This window comes from Enterobacter wuhouensis (assembly GCF_035835995.1).
GTDB classification, from domain to species: domain Bacteria; phylum Pseudomonadota; class Gammaproteobacteria; order Enterobacterales; family Enterobacteriaceae; genus Enterobacter; species Enterobacter wuhouensis.
Genome location: NZ_CP142124.1, coordinates 4,594,389 through 4,609,032, shown reverse-complemented (window position 1 = coordinate 4,609,032; position 14,644 = coordinate 4,594,389). Strand labels below are relative to the sequence as shown.

The 14,644-nt window shown below is 57.8% G+C and carries 15 protein-coding genes; 10 read left to right on the top strand and 5 right to left on the bottom strand.

All coding sequences use genetic code 11. The features are described 5' to 3' along the window. Positions 1 to 2: 2 nt before the first annotated feature. Together hemD and hemC are read right to left on the bottom strand one after the other, a co-directional pair. Positions 3 to 743 (bottom strand): uroporphyrinogen-III synthase, encoded by a 741-nt coding sequence (hemD, locus tag VPX56_RS21990; RefSeq protein ID WP_326468922.1) that lies wholly within the window; start codon positions 741 to 743, stop codon positions 3 to 5. Then, positions 740 to 1,681 carry a hydroxymethylbilane synthase gene (gene hemC, locus VPX56_RS21985; RefSeq protein ID WP_326468920.1) on the bottom strand — a complete coding sequence of 314 codons (942 nt, stop codon included), beginning with the start codon at positions 1,679 to 1,681 and terminating at the stop codon, positions 740 to 742. The genes hemD and hemC overlap by 4 nt, the downstream gene beginning before the upstream one ends. 349 nt (positions 1,682 to 2,030) lie before the next feature. Here hemC and cyaA point away from each other — a divergent pair, with 349 nt between their 5' ends. Further along, the gene (gene cyaA, locus VPX56_RS21980; protein ID WP_326468918.1) at positions 2,031 to 4,574 is read left to right on the top strand and encodes a class I adenylate cyclase; all 2,544 of its coding nucleotides are present in this window, start codon (positions 2,031 to 2,033) and stop codon (positions 4,572 to 4,574) included. A 91-nt stretch (positions 4,575 to 4,665) separates the two neighbouring features. Here cyaA and cyaY read toward each other — a convergent pair whose 3' ends face one another. Next, positions 4,666 to 4,986: an iron donor protein CyaY gene (gene cyaY, locus VPX56_RS21975; RefSeq protein ID WP_131635691.1), complete on the bottom strand. Its 321-nt coding sequence runs from the start codon at positions 4,984 to 4,986 to the stop codon at positions 4,666 to 4,668. Between the two features lie 135 nt (positions 4,987 to 5,121). Between cyaY and lptM the strand changes: the two genes are divergently transcribed. From lptM to corA, 8 genes are all read left to right on the top strand, one after another. Next, on the top strand, positions 5,122 to 5,325 hold the full coding sequence (gene lptM / locus VPX56_RS21970; RefSeq protein WP_131635690.1) for an LPS translocon maturation chaperone LptM: 204 nt from the start codon (positions 5,122 to 5,124) through the stop codon (positions 5,323 to 5,325). Positions 5,326 to 5,361: 36 nt separating this feature from the next. After that, positions 5,362 to 6,186 (top strand): diaminopimelate epimerase, encoded by an 825-nt coding sequence (gene dapF, locus VPX56_RS21965; protein ID WP_131635719.1) that lies wholly within the window; start codon positions 5,362 to 5,364, stop codon positions 6,184 to 6,186. Continuing rightward, complete coding sequence (locus tag VPX56_RS21960) at positions 6,183 to 6,890, top strand: DUF484 domain-containing protein (RefSeq protein WP_131635689.1); 708 nt, start codon at positions 6,183 to 6,185, stop codon at positions 6,888 to 6,890. The genes dapF and VPX56_RS21960 overlap by 4 nt, the downstream gene beginning before the upstream one ends. Further along, on the top strand, positions 6,887 to 7,789 hold the full coding sequence (gene xerC, locus VPX56_RS21955) for a tyrosine recombinase XerC (protein WP_131635688.1): 903 nt from the start codon (positions 6,887 to 6,889) through the stop codon (positions 7,787 to 7,789). Before VPX56_RS21960 ends, xerC begins: the two co-directional genes overlap by 4 nt. After that, a complete protein-coding gene (yigB, locus tag VPX56_RS21950; protein WP_131635687.1) occupies positions 7,789 to 8,505 on the top strand; it encodes a 5-amino-6-(5-phospho-D-ribitylamino)uracil phosphatase YigB in 717 nt (238 codons plus the stop codon). Before xerC ends, yigB begins: the two co-directional genes overlap by 1 nt. A gap of 107 nt (positions 8,506 to 8,612) precedes the next feature. Continuing rightward, a complete protein-coding gene (gene uvrD / locus VPX56_RS21945) occupies positions 8,613 to 10,775 on the top strand; it encodes a DNA helicase II (protein WP_326468913.1) in 2,163 nt (720 codons plus the stop codon). A gap of 149 nt (positions 10,776 to 10,924) precedes the next feature. Then, positions 10,925 to 10,981 carry a YsgD/CorL family protein gene (gene ysgD / locus VPX56_RS21940; RefSeq protein ID WP_212743980.1) on the top strand — a complete coding sequence of 19 codons (57 nt, stop codon included), beginning with the start codon at positions 10,925 to 10,927 and terminating at the stop codon, positions 10,979 to 10,981. A 150-nt stretch (positions 10,982 to 11,131) separates the two neighbouring features. Next, complete coding sequence (corA, locus tag VPX56_RS21935; protein ID WP_006179243.1) at positions 11,132 to 12,082, top strand: magnesium/cobalt transporter CorA; 951 nt, start codon at positions 11,132 to 11,134, stop codon at positions 12,080 to 12,082. 83 nt (positions 12,083 to 12,165) lie between these two features. Here the strand turns inward: corA and rarD are convergent, their stop codons facing one another. Further along, positions 12,166 to 13,062 (bottom strand): EamA family transporter RarD, encoded by an 897-nt coding sequence (rarD, locus tag VPX56_RS21930; protein ID WP_193136476.1) that lies wholly within the window; start codon positions 13,060 to 13,062, stop codon positions 12,166 to 12,168. 51 nt (positions 13,063 to 13,113) lie between these two features. Next, complete coding sequence (gene yigI / locus VPX56_RS21925; protein WP_131635683.1) at positions 13,114 to 13,581, bottom strand: acyl-CoA thioesterase YigI; 468 nt, start codon at positions 13,579 to 13,581, stop codon at positions 13,114 to 13,116. 160 nt (positions 13,582 to 13,741) lie between these two features. Between yigI and pldA the strand changes: the two genes are divergently transcribed. Next, on the top strand, positions 13,742 to 14,611 hold the full coding sequence (gene pldA / locus VPX56_RS21920; RefSeq protein WP_326468907.1) for a phospholipase A: 870 nt from the start codon (positions 13,742 to 13,744) through the stop codon (positions 14,609 to 14,611). Positions 14,612 to 14,644: the final 33 nt, after the last annotated feature.

The following is a 14,644-nucleotide window of genomic DNA, read 5'->3' as shown; positions in this document are numbered from 1 at the left end:
AGTTATTGTAATGCGCGCAGGAGCGCATCGTTGTCGGCGTTATCAGCGATCCGAATATCTTGCCAGCCCAGTTCCCGGGCGTGGTTCGCCAGACGCTCACTGACGACCAGAAGCCGACAGCGGAGTAACCAGTTTTCACGATACCATTGCGGAATGAGCGCCCAAAGCTGCTGCAGCATCTCGCCGCTGGTGACCACCAGGGTATTGATGCCGCGCATGTGCCAGCGCATCGCCTCTTCCGCACCGTCATAATCTTTTGCACAGCGCTGATAGCATTCGCAGAACGTGACGTCGGCGCCGCGCTCGCGCAGGGTTTCGCCCAACAGTTCACGCCCACCGTTACCGCGTAAAATCAGCGCGCGTTTTCCGGCAATAGTTTGTAATTCAGGTAATTGTAGCAAGACTTCGCTGATTTCCCGATCTAACGGATAGCGAACGTCTGTTCCACTAACGGTATGCAGAGCCAGCGCGGTAGTGCGACCAATTGCGAAATAGCGGGGTGAGGATGGCCAATGGCGTCCTTCCTGCTGCAGCTGCGCATGGGCAAATTCCACGGCGTGCTGCGATAGCGCAAACAGGAGGTCGCCTTCCTGCAGGGTATTCATCTTGTCGGTGAGCAAAGAAAGCTCCCGACCGGGGGAGAATTCAATCAACGGAAAACTCCAGGCCACCTGCCCCAGTGCGCGCAGACGGCTCACTAATTGCTCTCCTGCGGGAGAAGGGCGGGTGACAAGAATACTCATGCAGGGGGTTCTCCGTTATAAACCTCGGCCAAAATTTCACGCGCGCCGTTATTCAGCAGCTCTTCCGCCAGCGATACGCCAAGCGCTTCGGCATCCTGCGGCTGGCCGCGACGTTCGCCGCGTACCATCTGCGAACCGTCCGGCGCGCCAACCAGCGCGCGCAGCCACAGTTCACCGTCTGTTAATTCAGCATAGCTGCCAATTGGCACCTGACATCCCCCTTCAAGGCGGGTATTCATGGCGCGTTCGGCTTTTACGCGGATAGACGTCTCGTCGTGATTGAGCGGCGCAAGCAGTTCGCGGGTTTTCGCATCGTCCAGGCGACACTCAATCCCCACCGCACCCTGACCCACGGCCGGGAGCGAAAGCTCGGGCGGCAGCGCGACGCGAATGCGAGACTCCAGCCCCAGGCGCTTAAGGCCTGCGACGGCGAGAATAATGGCATCGTAATCGCCGTTATCCAGCTTGCCCAGCCGCGTGCCGACGTTACCGCGCAGCGACCGGATCACGAGGTCCGGACGGCGCTCAGCCAGCTGACACTGGCGGCGTAAACTTGATGTGCCAACCACGCTGCCCTGAGGCAAGGCATCGAGAGAATCATAGTGATTGGAGACAAACGCATCGCGCGGATCGTCCCGCTCGCAGATGGTCACCAGTCCCAGCCCTTCCGGAAACTCTACCGGCACGTCTTTCATCGAATGCACGGCGATATCGGCGCGGTTCTCAAGCAGTGCCGTTTCCAGCTCTTTGACAAACAAGCCTTTACCGCCGACTTTCGCCAGCGGTGTATCAAGAATCACATCGCCACGCGTGACCATCGGCACCAGCTCGACGCGCAATCCGAAATGGCAGGCCTCAAGGCGCTGCTTAACATAATGTGCCTGCCAGAGCGCAAGGGGGCTTTGGCGTGTGGCAATTCTCAAAACATTGTCTAACATGCTTGTTACCGTCATTATCAATCACTAACCATCCTAACATTGTTGACTCTAGGATGGCAGTTTTACGGTTGATGAAGATAAAGAGGGACAAGGCGGCGTACGCGTCGACCGCAGCCGTATTCAGGAATTTACACGTTCAGATCGGTGCTACACTTGTATGTAGCGCATCTTTCTTTACGGTCAATCGGCAAGGTGTTAAATTGATCACGTTTTAGACCATTTTTTCGTCGCTACCACCATAAAGATAAGGGCGAAAAAGGGTAACGGTTATCTTTTTGAAATACTGCGGGCTCGCCATTATTCGATTGTGGAATAACGTGCAACACCCGGAAACATCAGGCGATACGTCTTGTACCTCTATATTGAGACTCTGAAACAGAGACTGGATGCCATAAACCAACTGCGTGTCGATCGCGCGCTTGCTGCCATGGGCCCTGCTTTCCAGCAGGTGTACAGTCTTCTGCCGACATTATTGCACTATCACCATCCGCTGATGCCGGGTTACCTCGATGGTAACGTTCCCAAGGGCATTTGCCTCTTCACGCCTGATGAAACCCAACAGCATTATCTGAACGAGCTGGAACTCTACCGCGGCATGCCGCCCCAGGACTCCCCAAAAGGTGAACTTCCGATAACGGGCGTTTACTCCATGGGAAGTACCTCATCGGTAGGGCAAAGCTGTTCTTCTGACCTGGATATCTGGGTCTGTCATCAATCCTGGCTCGACAATGAAGAGCGCCAGCTGCTGCAGCGTAAATGCAGCCTGCTGGAGAGCTGGGCGGCGTCGCTCGGCGTGGAAGTGAGCTTCTTCCTGATTGATGAAAACCGTTTCCGCCATAACGAAAGCGGCAGTCTCGGTGGTGAAGACTGCGGCTCGACCCAGCACATGCTGCTGCTGGACGAATTCTACCGTAGCGCCGTACGCCTGGCCGGTAAGCGTATTCTGTGGAATATGGTGCCGTGCAGTGAAGAAGAGCATTACGACGATTACGTCATGTCGCTGTACTCGCAGGGCGTACTGACGCCGAATGAATGGCTGGATCTGGGCGGCCTCAGCTCCCTGTCCGCCGAAGAGTACTTTGGCGCAAGCCTCTGGCAGCTCTATAAGAGCATCGATTCACCGTATAAAGCGGTGCTGAAAACGCTGCTGCTCGAGGCTTACTCCTGGGAATATCCCGCGCCGCGCCTGCTGGCGAAAGACATCAAGCAGCGCCTGCACGACGGTGAGATTGTCTCCTACGGGCTCGATGCCTACTGCATGATGCTCGAACGCGTCACCGAATACCTGAAAGCCATTGATGACACCACGCGTCTTGACCTGGTGCGTCGATGTTTCTATCTCAAAGTCTGTGAAAAACTCAGCCGCGAACGCGCGTGCGTTGGCTGGCGTCGTGAAGTGGTTAGTCAGTTAGTCAAAGAGTGGGGATGGGACGAAGAGCGTCTGTCCATGCTCGACAACCGCGCCAACTGGAAAATCGATCAGGTGCGTGAAGCGCACAACGAACTGCTCGATGCGATGATGCAAAGCTACCGTAACCTGATCCGCTTTGCGCGCCGTAACAACCTCAGCGTTTCTGCCAGCCCGCAGGATATCGGCGTCTTGACCCGTAAACTGTACGCCGCGTTTGAAGCGCTGCCGGGTAAAGTTACCCTGGTTAACCCGCAGATTTCGCCGGACCTGTCAGAACCGAACCTCACCTTTATCTTTGTGCCGCCGGGCCGCGCAAACCGCACCGGGTGGTATCTCTACAACCGTGCGCCAAGCATGGACTCGATCATCAGCCATCAGCCGCTGGAGTATAACCGCTACCTGAACAAGCTGGTGGCCTGGGCCTGGTTCAACGGCCTGTTGACCTCGCGCACGCGCCTGTTTATTAAAGGCAACGAGGTCGTTGATCTCGCTAAGCTGCAGGAGATGGTCGCAGATGTCTCGCACCACTTCCCGCTGCGTCTGCCTGCGCCAACGCCAAAAGCGCTCTACAGCCCGTGCGAAATTCGCCATCTGGCGATTATCGTCAATCTGGAATACGACCCGACGGCGGCCTTCCGCAATCAGGTGGTCCACTTTGACTTCCGCAAGCTGGACGTCTTCAGCTTTGGCGAGCAGCAAAACTGCCTGGTGGGCAGCGTAGATCTGCTGTACCGAAACTCGTGGAACGAGGTGCGTACCCTGCACTTCAACGGCGAGCAGGCGATGATCGAAGCGCTGAAAACCATTCTCGGCAAGATGCACCAGGACGCCGCGCCGCCGGACAGCGTGGAGGTGTTCTGCTATAGCCAGCATCTGCGCGGACTGATCCGTACCCGCGTTCAGCAGCTGGTGTCTGAATGCATTGAGCTGCGCCTCTCAAGCACCCGCCAGGAAACCGGACGCTTCAAAGCGCTGCGCGTCTCCGGCCAGACCTGGGGCCTGTTCTTCGAACGCCTGAACGTGTCGGTACAGAAGCTGGAAAACGCCATCGAGTTCTACGGCGCGATTTCGCACAACAAGCTGCACGGCCTGTCGGTTCAGGTGGAAACCAACCACGTCAAGCTGCCGCAGGTGGTGGACGGATTCGCCAGCGAAGGGATTATTCAGTTCTTCTTTGAAGAGTCGGGTGATGATGCCGGGTTTAACATCTACATTCTGGACGAGACCAACCGCGCCGAAGTGTATCACCACTGCGAAGGCAGCAAAGAGGAGCTAGTGCGTGACGTCAGCCGCTTCTATTCGTCGTCGCATGACCGCTTTACCTACGGCTCAAGCTTTATCAACTTTAACCTGCCGCAGTTCTATCAGATCGTGAACGTCGACGGTCGCGCACAGGTGATCCCGTTCCGTAATCAGGCCGTTGCGCCTGCCGTGCCTGCCAGCCAGGATACCGCGCCGCTGTTGCAGCAGTATTTCTCCTGAGGTGTTTCGCCGGGTGGCGCTGACGCTTACCCGGCCTACGGTTCGAGCTGTTGTAGGCCCGGTAAGGCGTAGCCGCCACCGGGCAACAAAACTACCTGAAACTCACAGCCTCACCCGCCTGCGCCGTCGCCGCCTGCTCCAGCAGATCCCAGAACGTTTCGCCGCTGCGGTCGCATACCCACTCGTCACCCTTCATATCGAAGTGATAGCCGCCCTGTTTGGCCGCCAGCCACACCTGGTGAAGGGGCTCCTGGCGGTTAATAATGATTTTGCTGCCGTTCTCAAAGCTTAACGTCAGGATGCCGCCGTTGATTTCACAATCGATATCGCTGTCGCCGTCCCAGTCGTCCAGACGCTCTTCGATGGTCATCCACAGGGTGTCGGCAAGGCGATGGAATTCACTGTCGTTCATGGTTTTGTTCCTGTTTTTCGTGATGGCGGCAGTATAACGCTAAATAATTCCCGTTGCAGGAAAGCGGCAAACTCTTGCTTTTGTGTCTTCTCCTGCGATGATAGAAACAGATTTGAACTTACGGGCAACTTTATAATGAAAAACGTCTTTGGAACGCTGGCCGTTCTCATCACGCTGTTTAGCCTGACCGGCTGTGGGCTGAAAGGGCCGCTGTACTTCCCGCCTGCGGATAAAACCGCACCGCCGCCAACGAAGCCTGTGCAAAGCGGCATTGAGTCAACCACGCCAGATACCAACGATCGTGGCAATGATGGTGGCCCGACTCAGGTTAATCTCTGACAGATTACGTTCTGTACCCGCGCAATGGAGCGAATGATGCAGTTCTCTAAAATGCATGGCCTTGGCAACGATTTTATGGTCGTCGACGCGGTAACGCAGAATGTCTTTTTCTCCCCGGAGCTGATCCGCCGCCTGGCAGATCGGCATCTGGGCGTCGGGTTCGATCAGCTGCTGGTGGTTGAGCCGCCGTACGATCCCGATCTCGATTTCCACTACCGCATCTTTAACGCCGACGGTAGCGAAGTTAACCAGTGCGGCAACGGCGCGCGCTGTTTTGCCCGCTTTGTCCGCCTGAAAGGGCTGACCAACAAACGCGATATCCGCGTCAGTACTGCGAACGGCCGTATGGTGCTCAGCGTCACCGACGACGAGCTGGTACGCGTGAACATGGGCGAGCCAAACTTCGAGCCTTCCGCCGTGCCGTTCCGCGCAAACAAAGCGGAAAAGACCTATATTATGCGTGCGGCCGAGCAGACAGTATTGTGCGGCGTCGTCTCGATGGGCAACCCGCACTGCGTGATTCAGGTTGATGATGTGGTAACCGCTGCGGTCGAAAGCCTCGGCCCGGTGCTGGAAAGCCACGAGCGCTTTCCTGAGCGGGCGAACATCGGCTTTATGCAGGTGGTGAAGCGCGAGCATATTCGCCTGCGGGTTTACGAGCGCGGCGCGGGCGAAACCCAGGCCTGCGGCAGCGGTGCCTGTGCAGCCGTTGCGGTAGGCATCTCCCAGGGATTACTGGCAGAAGAGGTTCGCGTGGAGTTACCGGGCGGTCGGCTTGATATCGCCTGGAAAGGACCGGGTCATCCACTGTATATGACGGGCCCGGCGGCACATGTCTATGACGGGTTTATCCATCTATGAAACAACCAGGGGAAGAACTGCAGGAAACAGTGACGGAGTTGGACGACAGCGCTGTTGTTGATTATCTGCTGAACAATCCTGAGTTTTTTATTCGCAATGCACGCGTCGTCGAAGCGATGCGCGTGCCGCATCCGGTTCGCGGGACCGTGTCGCTGGTTGAATGGCACATGGCGCGCTCCCGCAACCACATCAATCAGCTCGAAGAGAATATGACGCTGCTGATGGAGCAGGCCAGCAATAACGAAAGCCTGTTCTATCGGCTGCTGAATTTGCAGGCACGCCTGGCCTCCGCGCATAGCCTTGAAGAGTTTCTCAGCCGCTTCCACCGCTGGGCGCGCGAGCTTGGTCTGGCGGGCGCGACGATTCGCCTCTTCCCGGACCGCTGGCGCATTGGCGCGCCGTCTGGTTTCACCCATCTGGCGCTCAGCCGCCAGGCATTTGAGCCGCTGCGCATTCAGCGTCTGGGCCATGAGCATCACTATCTGGGGCCGCTGAACGGGCCTGAGCTGCTGGTGGTACTGCCGGAAGCCAAAGCGATTGGCTCGGTAGCGATGTCGCTGATGGGGCGCGACGGCGATCTGGGCGTCATGTTATTCACCAGCCGCGACGCGCATCACTATGAGCAGGGGCAAGCCACGCACCTGCTGCAGGAGATTGCCCTGATGCTGCCCGAGCTGCTGGAGCGCTGGATTGAGCGCGTATGACGGACGCCCTGCTCGCCGCTGACGTTGCGCGCTTTCTGCGCTATCTGGGCGTGGAGCGTCAGCTTAGCCCCATTACGCTGCTCAACTACCGGCGCCAGCTCGATGCCATCATGCAGATTGCCGATGAGATCGGCCTGAAAACCTGGCAGCAGTGCGATGCCGCCACGGTTCGCGGGTTCGTCGTGCGCAGCCGTAAAAAAAACCTTAGCCCGGCAAGCCTTGCGCTCAGGCTGTCTGCGCTGCGCAGTTTCTTCGACTGGCTGGTGAGCCAGGGCGGATTAAAAGCCAATCCGGCGAAAGGCATCGCCACGCCAAAAGCCCCGCGCCATCTGCCGAAAAATATCGACGTCGACGACGTAAACCGCCTGCTGGATATCGACCTTAACGACCCGCTGGCCGTGCGCGACCGCGCGATGCTGGAGGTGATGTACGGTGCGGGCCTGCGTCTTTCCGAGCTGGTGAATCTCAATATCAAACATCTCGATCTCGAATCCGGTGAGGTGTGGGTGATGGGTAAAGGCAGCAAAGAGCGCCGTCTGCCGATTGGCCGCAACGCGGTCTCCTGGATTGAGCACTGGCTGGATCTGCGCGGGCTGTTTGGCGCAGAAGAAGATGCGCTATTTTTATCGAAGCTCGGCAAGCGGATCTCGGCGCGTAACGTGCAGAAGCGCTTTGCGGAGTGGGGCATTAAGCAGGGGCTGAACAGCCACGTTCACCCGCACAAGCTGCGCCACTCTTTTGCCACACACATGCTGGAATCAAGCGGCGATCTGCGCGGCGTGCAGGAACTCCTGGGCCACGCGAATCTGTCGACCACTCAAATCTATACCCACTTAGACTTCCAACACCTTGCCTCGGTGTATGACGCGGCGCATCCACGCGCCAAACGGGGGAAATAATGCGTTTTTACCGCCCACTCGGTCAGATCTCGGCCCTGACGTTTGACCTTGATGACACCCTTTATGACAACCGCGAGGTGATCCTGCGTACCGAGCAGGAGTCGCTGGCGTTTGTGCAGAACTACCATCCCGCGCTGAAAGCGATGCAGAACAAGGACTTTCAGCAGCTGCGTCAGTCCCTGCGTGAAACCGAGCCGGAGATTTACCACGACGTGACCGAATGGCGCCGCCGCGCGGTCGAGCAGGCGATGCTCAACGTTGGCCTGAGCGCGCGCGAGGCGGCTATTGGCGCGGAGGCGTCGATGGAGAACTTTGCCAAATGGCGCAGCCGTATCGACGTGCCGCAGGAGACTCACGACACGCTGGCGAAGCTCGCCGAAAAGTGGCCGCTGGTGGCCATCACCAACGGCAATGCCCAGCCTGAACTCTTTGGCCTCGGGGATTACTTTGAATTCGTGCTGCGCGCGGGCCCGCACGGGCGCTCGAAGCCGTTCAACGATATGTATCACCTGGCGGCGGAGAAGCTAAACCTGCCGCTCGGTGAGATCCTGCACGTCGGCGACGACCTCACTACGGACGTGGCCGGGGCAATCCGCTGCGGCATGCAGGCCTGCTGGATCAGGCCGGAAAACGCCGACCTGATGACCACGCTCGACAGCCGTCTTCTGCCGCACGTGGAAATTTCGCGGTTGGCATCCCTCACGACGCTGATATAATCACCAGTAATATTGTATAAATTACCAGGGTTTTGCAGTTGTAGGCCCGGTAAGCGAAGCGCCACCGGGCGTTTTGCTGTGTTCCTGAATACTATGTGACGGTGCCAATGGACGTTTCTTACCTGCTCGACAGCCTTAATGACAAACAGCGTGAAGCCGTAGCGGCCTCGCGCACCAACATGCTGGTGCTGGCTGGGGCGGGCAGTGGTAAGACGCGCGTGCTGGTTCACCGCATTGCCTGGCTGCAGAGCGTGGAGAACTGCTCCCCGTACTCCATCATGGCGGTGACGTTTACCAACAAGGCGGCGGCGGAGATGCGTCACCGTATCGCGCAGCTGATGGGCACCAGCCAGGGCGGCATGTGGGTCGGCACCTTCCACGGCCTGGCGCACCGCCTGCTGCGCGCGCACCATATGGACGCCAACCTGCCGCAGGATTTCCAGATCCTCGACAGTGAAGACCAGCTCCGCTTGCTGAAGCGCCTGATCAAGGCGATTAACCTCGACGAGAAGCAGTGGCCGCCGCGTCAGGCGATGTGGTACATCAACGGCCAGAAAGACGAAGGGCTGCGCCCGCACCACATTCAGAGCTTCGGCAACCCGGTCGAGCAGACCTGGCAGAACGTCTACAAGGCCTATCAGGAAGCCTGCGATCGCGCCGGTCTGGTGGATTTCGCCGAGCTGCTGCTGCGCGCCCACGAGCTGTGGCTCAACAAGCCGCACATCCTGCAGCACTACCGTGAGCGCTTCACCAATATCCTGGTGGACGAATTCCAGGATACCAACAACATCCAGTACGCGTGGATCCGCCTGCTGGCCGGTGATACCGGCAAGGTGATGATCGTGGGCGATGACGACCAGTCGATCTACGGCTGGCGCGGGGCGCAGGTTGAAAACATCCAGCGCTTCCTCAATGATTTCCCCGGCGCACAGACCATTCGTCTGGAGCAGAACTACCGCTCGACGAACAACATCCTCAGCGCGGCTAACGCCCTGATCGAAAATAACAACGGCCGTCTGGGTAAAAAGCTGTGGACCGACGGCGTCGACGGTGAACCGATCTCGATTTACTGCGCGTTCAACGAACTCGACGAAGCGCGCTTCGTGGTGAACCGCATCAAAACCTGGCAGGACAACGGCGGCGCGCTGGAGCAGTGCGCCATTCTCTATCGCAGCAACGCCCAGTCGCGCGTGCTGGAAGAGGCGCTGCTGCAGGTGAGCATGCCGTACCGCATTTACGGCGGTATGCGCTTCTTCGAACGTCAGGAAATCAAGGACGCGCTCTCGTACCTGCGCCTGATCGCCAACCGTAACGATGACGCGGCCTTTGAGCGCGTGGTGAACACGCCAACGCGCGGCATTGGTGACCGCACGCTGGACGTGGTGCGTCAGGCCTCGCGCGACCGCCAACTGACGCTGTGGCAGGCGTGCCGCGAGCTGTTGCAGGAAAAGGCCCTCGCCGGACGTGCCGCCAGCGCGCTGCAGCGCTTTATTGAGCTGATAGACGCTCTGGCGCAGGAAACCGCCGACATGCCGCTGCACGTGCAGACCGACCGGGTGATCAAAGACTCCGGCCTGCGCATCATGTACGAGCAGGAGAAGGGCGAGAAGGGCCAGACCCGTATTGAGAACTTAGAGGAACTGGTGACGGCAACGCGCCAGTTCAGCTACAACGAAGAAGACGAAGACCTGATGCCGCTGCAGGCGTTCCTTTCCCACGCCGCGCTGGAAGCGGGCGAGGGGCAGGCGGACACCTGGCAGGATGCGGTTCAGCTGATGACCCTGCACTCCGCCAAAGGCCTGGAGTTCCCGCAGGTGTTCATCGTCGGCATGGAAGAGGGGATGTTCCCGAGCCAGATGTCGCTGGATGAGGGCGGCCGGCTGGAAGAGGAGCGTCGTCTGGCCTACGTCGGCGTGACCCGTGCGATGCAAAAGCTGACGCTGACCTACGCCGAAACCCGCCGTCTGTACGGCAAAGAGGTCTATCACCGTCCGTCGCGCTTCATCGGCGAGCTGCCGGAAGCGTGCGTGGAAGAGGTGCGCCTGCGCGCCAGCATCAGCCGTCCGGTCAGCCATCAGCGCATGGGCGCGCCGATCTCGGAAAATGACACGGGCTACAAGCTGGGCCAGCGCGTGCGCCATTCGAAGTTTGGTGAAGGCACCATCGTGAATCTGGAAGGCAGCGGCGAGCACAGTCGTCTGCAAGTGGCGTTCCAGGGGCAGGGGATCAAATGGCTGGTGGCGGCCTATGCGAAGCTGGAAACAGTCTAACATTCAGAAAAATATCATTATTTTGTAATGATCTGCTAACCTTATACGTTGAAGGTCAATTAATGCCCTTCAGCGTCCCGTTGCGTGTTGACGCCACAGTTATAGCTGGCGTAACATGCGCGCACGATTACGCTAAGAGGACATTCGCCTTGGACACACCCAGTAGATACTGGCTCAATTCCCTGTCATCCAGGAACAACTCCTAAGGCTATCTCCTCTTGCTGATGGCCTTAGTGGTTGTCAGCGACTGCATTATTCCCGTCGCGCTGAGTCAGGCTGTTTAATGGTCTGAAACCCAATTTGTTTCTGTGTGCCCACCGAACTGTCCGATATTTTTTGCATTGGGAGTCCCGGTCATGTTGAGCGCATTTCAACTCGAAAAAAACCGACTGACTCGGCTTGAAGCCGAAGAGTCACAGCCCCTCATTGATGCCGTATGGGTGGATCTGGTCGAGCCGGACGACGATGAGCGCCTTCGCGTACAATCTGAGCTGGGGCAAAGCCTGGCAACCCGCCCGGAACTGGAAGACATCGAAGCATCTGCACGTTTCTTTGAAGACGAAGACGGCCTGCACATCCACTCCTTCTTCTTCTTTGAAGATGCCGACGACCACGCGGGTAACTCTACCGTGGCGTTTACCATCCGCGACGGCCGTCTGTTTACCCTGCGCGAGCGTGAACTGCCTGCGTTTCGTCTCTACCGCATGCGCGCCCGCAGCCAGGCGATGGTGGACGGCAACGCCTACGAGCTGCTGCTCGACCTGTTCGAAACCAAAATCGAACAGCTGGCGGATGAAATAGAGAACATCTACAGCGATCTGGAAAAACTCAGCCGCGTGATCATGGAGGGCCATCAGGGCGATGAATACGACGAAGCGCTCTCCACGCTGGCAGAGCTGGAAGATATCGGCTGGAAGGTGCGTTTGTGTCTGATGGATACCCAGCGCGCGCTGAACTTCCTGGTGCGCAAGGCGCGTCTGCCGGGCGGCCAGCTGGAGCAGGCGCGTGAGATCCTGCGCGATATCGAATCCCTGCTGCCGCACAACGAATCCCTGTTCCAGAAGGTAAACTTCCTGATGCAGGCGGCGATGGGTTTTATCAACATCGAGCAGAACCGCATCATCAAGATCTTCTCGGTGGTATCCGTAGTGTTCCTGCCGCCGACGCTGGTGGCATCCAGCTATGGGATGAACTTCGAGTTTATGCCGGAGCTGAAGTGGAGCTTTGGTTACCCGGGGGCGATTATCTTCATGATCCTCGCGGGATTGGCGCCGTATCTATACTTTAAGCGGAAGAACTGGCTTTGAGAAATTGCCCGGTGGCGCTGCGCTTACCGGGCCTACGATCGTGTTCCCTCTCCCTTTGGGAGAGGGTTAGGGTGAGGGGAGCACTACAACCCTTTGCGCACCCTGCGCTGGGTATAAATCGCATCCGCAACAAAGATGGCCAGCGCCACCCAGATGAAGGCGAAGGTCACCATCTTGTCCGCGCCCGGCACTTCACCGTAAAACACCACAGCCAGCAGGAACATCAGCGTCGGGCCAATGTACTGGAAGAAGCCCAGCGTGGAGAGCCGCAGGCGCGTCGCCGCACCGGTGAAGCACAGCAGAGGAATGGTGGTCACCACGCCCGCCGCCATCAGCATCAGGTTCAGCGACCACGGGTTACTGCCCATGTGGCTGGTGGCGCTGTCTGCGATGCCAAACAGATAAATTGCCGCTACCGGCAGCAGCCACAGGGTTTCAAACAGCATCCCGGTCTGCGCTTCCACGGCAATTTTCTTACGCACCAGGCCGTAGAAAGCAAAGCTAAACGCCAGGCCGAGGGCAATAATCGGCAGCGAACCGAAGGTCCAGAGCTGCACCAGCACGCCGCAGAAGGCCAGAATGACGGCCACCCACTGCATACGGCGGAAGCGTTCGCCGAGGAAAATCATCCCCAGCACGATGTTCACCAGCGGGTTAATGAAGTATCCCAGGCTCGCTTCGAGCATGTGATGGTTATTCACCGCCCAGATGAACAGCAGCCAGTTGCCGCCAATCAGCACCGCAGAGAGCGCCAGCAGGAATACCTTTTTAGGGGTTTTTAGCAGCGTTTTGACGCCCGACCACTGACGGCTGATGCTCATCAGCGCAATCATAAAGAAGAACGACCAGATAACGCGGTGAGTGAGGATCTCGTCAGCCGGAACGTAGGCGATAAGCTTGAAGTACGCCGGTGCGATACCCCAAATAAAATAAGCGGCAAGGGCGAGTAAAACGCCCTGCCGCGTCTGTTTAGCATCCATCGGGATAATCCGTTACAAAATAGTGAATTAATTTTACCCGATTTTGCCGCCTCAACCCACCATATAAGTGGCGGTCGCGCTGGCGATGTACACCTGTTCTTCGTTATGCAACTCAACGCGCGCCACGGCGACTTTGTTCCCCGCGCGCAGCAGGCTGCTGCTGCAGGTAAAGCGATTGCCCCTTCCCGGGCGCAAATAATCGACGCGTAAATCAATGGTCCCCATGCGCGACAGGCGCTGGCGGAGTTCGTCTTCATTAATGGTGTCGTGACGCGTCAGCGTGCTGCCGACGCAGACCAGCCCTGCCGCCACGTCCAGCGCGGAGGCAATCACGCCGCCGTGCAAAATGCTTTGCGCCCAGTTGCCTACCATCATTGGCTGGTTGTTGAAGCTCAACTGAGCAAAGTCTTTCTCGTATCGCTCCAGCTCCAGACCGAGCGCGCGGTTAAAGGGCATGTGATAAACAAAAATCTCGCCCACGAGCTTTAAGGCTTCTTCGGCGGTAAGCATGGCTGACATGAGACGTCTCATCCTTGTTGTTAACAAAATGTTGATTTTATGCCTCAACCATAATGATTTCCACTTTCAGAAACGAGTAGGCGGAAGTTGTCGCAGAAGTCTGTAGAATGCCCGGACAAAACGATTCATTAAATGTAACGATTTCAGGAGAACACCACCGATGCGGACGTATCTGGCCTGGTTACTGGCGGCGGTTGCGCTGCCCTTCACAGCATATGCGCAGGAAGCGACCATAAAAGAGGTGCACGATAAACCTGCCGTTAAGGGCAGCATCATCGCCAATATGCTTCAGGAGCACGACAATCCGTTCACGCTCTACCCGTACGACACCAACTACGTGATTTACACCCAGACCAGCGATCTCAACAAAGAGGCCATTCGCTCCTATAACTGGTCCGATAATGCGCGTAAGGATGAGGTGAAGTACCAGCTCAGCCTCGCTTTCCCGTTCTGGCGCGGCATTCTAGGGCCGAACTCGGTGTTCGGTGCCTCCTACACGCAGAAATCCTGGTGGCAGCTTTCCAACAGCGGGGAGTCCTCGCCGTTCCGCGAAACCAACTATGAGCCGCAGCTGTTCCTCGGCTTCGCAACGGACTACGAGTTCGCAGGCTGGACGCTGCGCGACGTCGAAGTGGGCTTTAACCATGACTCCAACGGTCGCTCCGATCCAACCTCGCGCAGCTGGAACCGCGCCTACACCCGCCTGATGGCGCAGAACGGCAATTTTATGGTGGAGGTGAAGCCGTGGTATGTGGTGGGCAGCACCGACGATAACCCGGATATCACCAAATACATGGGCTACTACCAGCTCAAGATTGGCTACCAGCTAGGCGATGCGGTGCTGAGCGCCAAAGGCCAGTACAACTGGAACACCGGCTACGGCGGCGCAGAGCTGGGCCTGAGCTATCCGGTGACGAAGCACGTGCGTCTTTACACGCAGGTGTACAGCGGATACGGCGAGTCGCTGATCGACTACAACTTCAATCAGACCCGCGTGGGTGTGGGCGTCATGCTGAACGATATTTTCTAGGCCGCTCGAATGTTTTTACGTTAAACGTTGAAG

Bases quoted from the DNA above. Each gene is read 5' to 3' on its own strand.
- hemD (WP_326468922.1), bottom strand. From the start codon at position 743: ATGAGTATTCTTGTCACCCGCCCTTCTCCCGCAGGAGAGCAATTAGTG.
- hemC (WP_326468920.1), bottom strand. From the start codon at position 1,681: ATGTTAGACAATGTTTTGAGAATTGCCACACGCCAAAGCCCCCTTGCG.
- cyaY (WP_131635691.1), bottom strand. From the start codon at position 4,986: ATGAACGACAGTGAATTCCATCGCCTTGCCGACACCCTGTGGATGACC.
- lptM (WP_131635690.1), top strand. From the start codon at position 5,122: ATGAAAAACGTCTTTGGAACGCTGGCCGTTCTCATCACGCTGTTTAGC.
- dapF (WP_131635719.1), top strand. From the start codon at position 5,362: ATGCAGTTCTCTAAAATGCATGGCCTTGGCAACGATTTTATGGTCGTC.
- VPX56_RS21960 (WP_131635689.1), top strand. From the start codon at position 6,183: ATGAAACAACCAGGGGAAGAACTGCAGGAAACAGTGACGGAGTTGGAC.
- xerC (WP_131635688.1), top strand. From the start codon at position 6,887: ATGACGGACGCCCTGCTCGCCGCTGACGTTGCGCGCTTTCTGCGCTAT.
- yigB (WP_131635687.1), top strand. From the start codon at position 7,789: ATGCGTTTTTACCGCCCACTCGGTCAGATCTCGGCCCTGACGTTTGAC.
- uvrD (WP_326468913.1), top strand. From the start codon at position 8,613: ATGGACGTTTCTTACCTGCTCGACAGCCTTAATGACAAACAGCGTGAA.
- corA (WP_006179243.1), top strand. From the start codon at position 11,132: ATGTTGAGCGCATTTCAACTCGAAAAAAACCGACTGACTCGGCTTGAA.
- rarD (WP_193136476.1), bottom strand. From the start codon at position 13,062: ATGGATGCTAAACAGACGCGGCAGGGCGTTTTACTCGCCCTTGCCGCT.
- yigI (WP_131635683.1), bottom strand. From the start codon at position 13,581: ATGTCAGCCATGCTTACCGCCGAAGAAGCCTTAAAGCTCGTGGGCGAG.
- pldA (WP_326468907.1), top strand. From the start codon at position 13,742: ATGCGGACGTATCTGGCCTGGTTACTGGCGGCGGTTGCGCTGCCCTTC.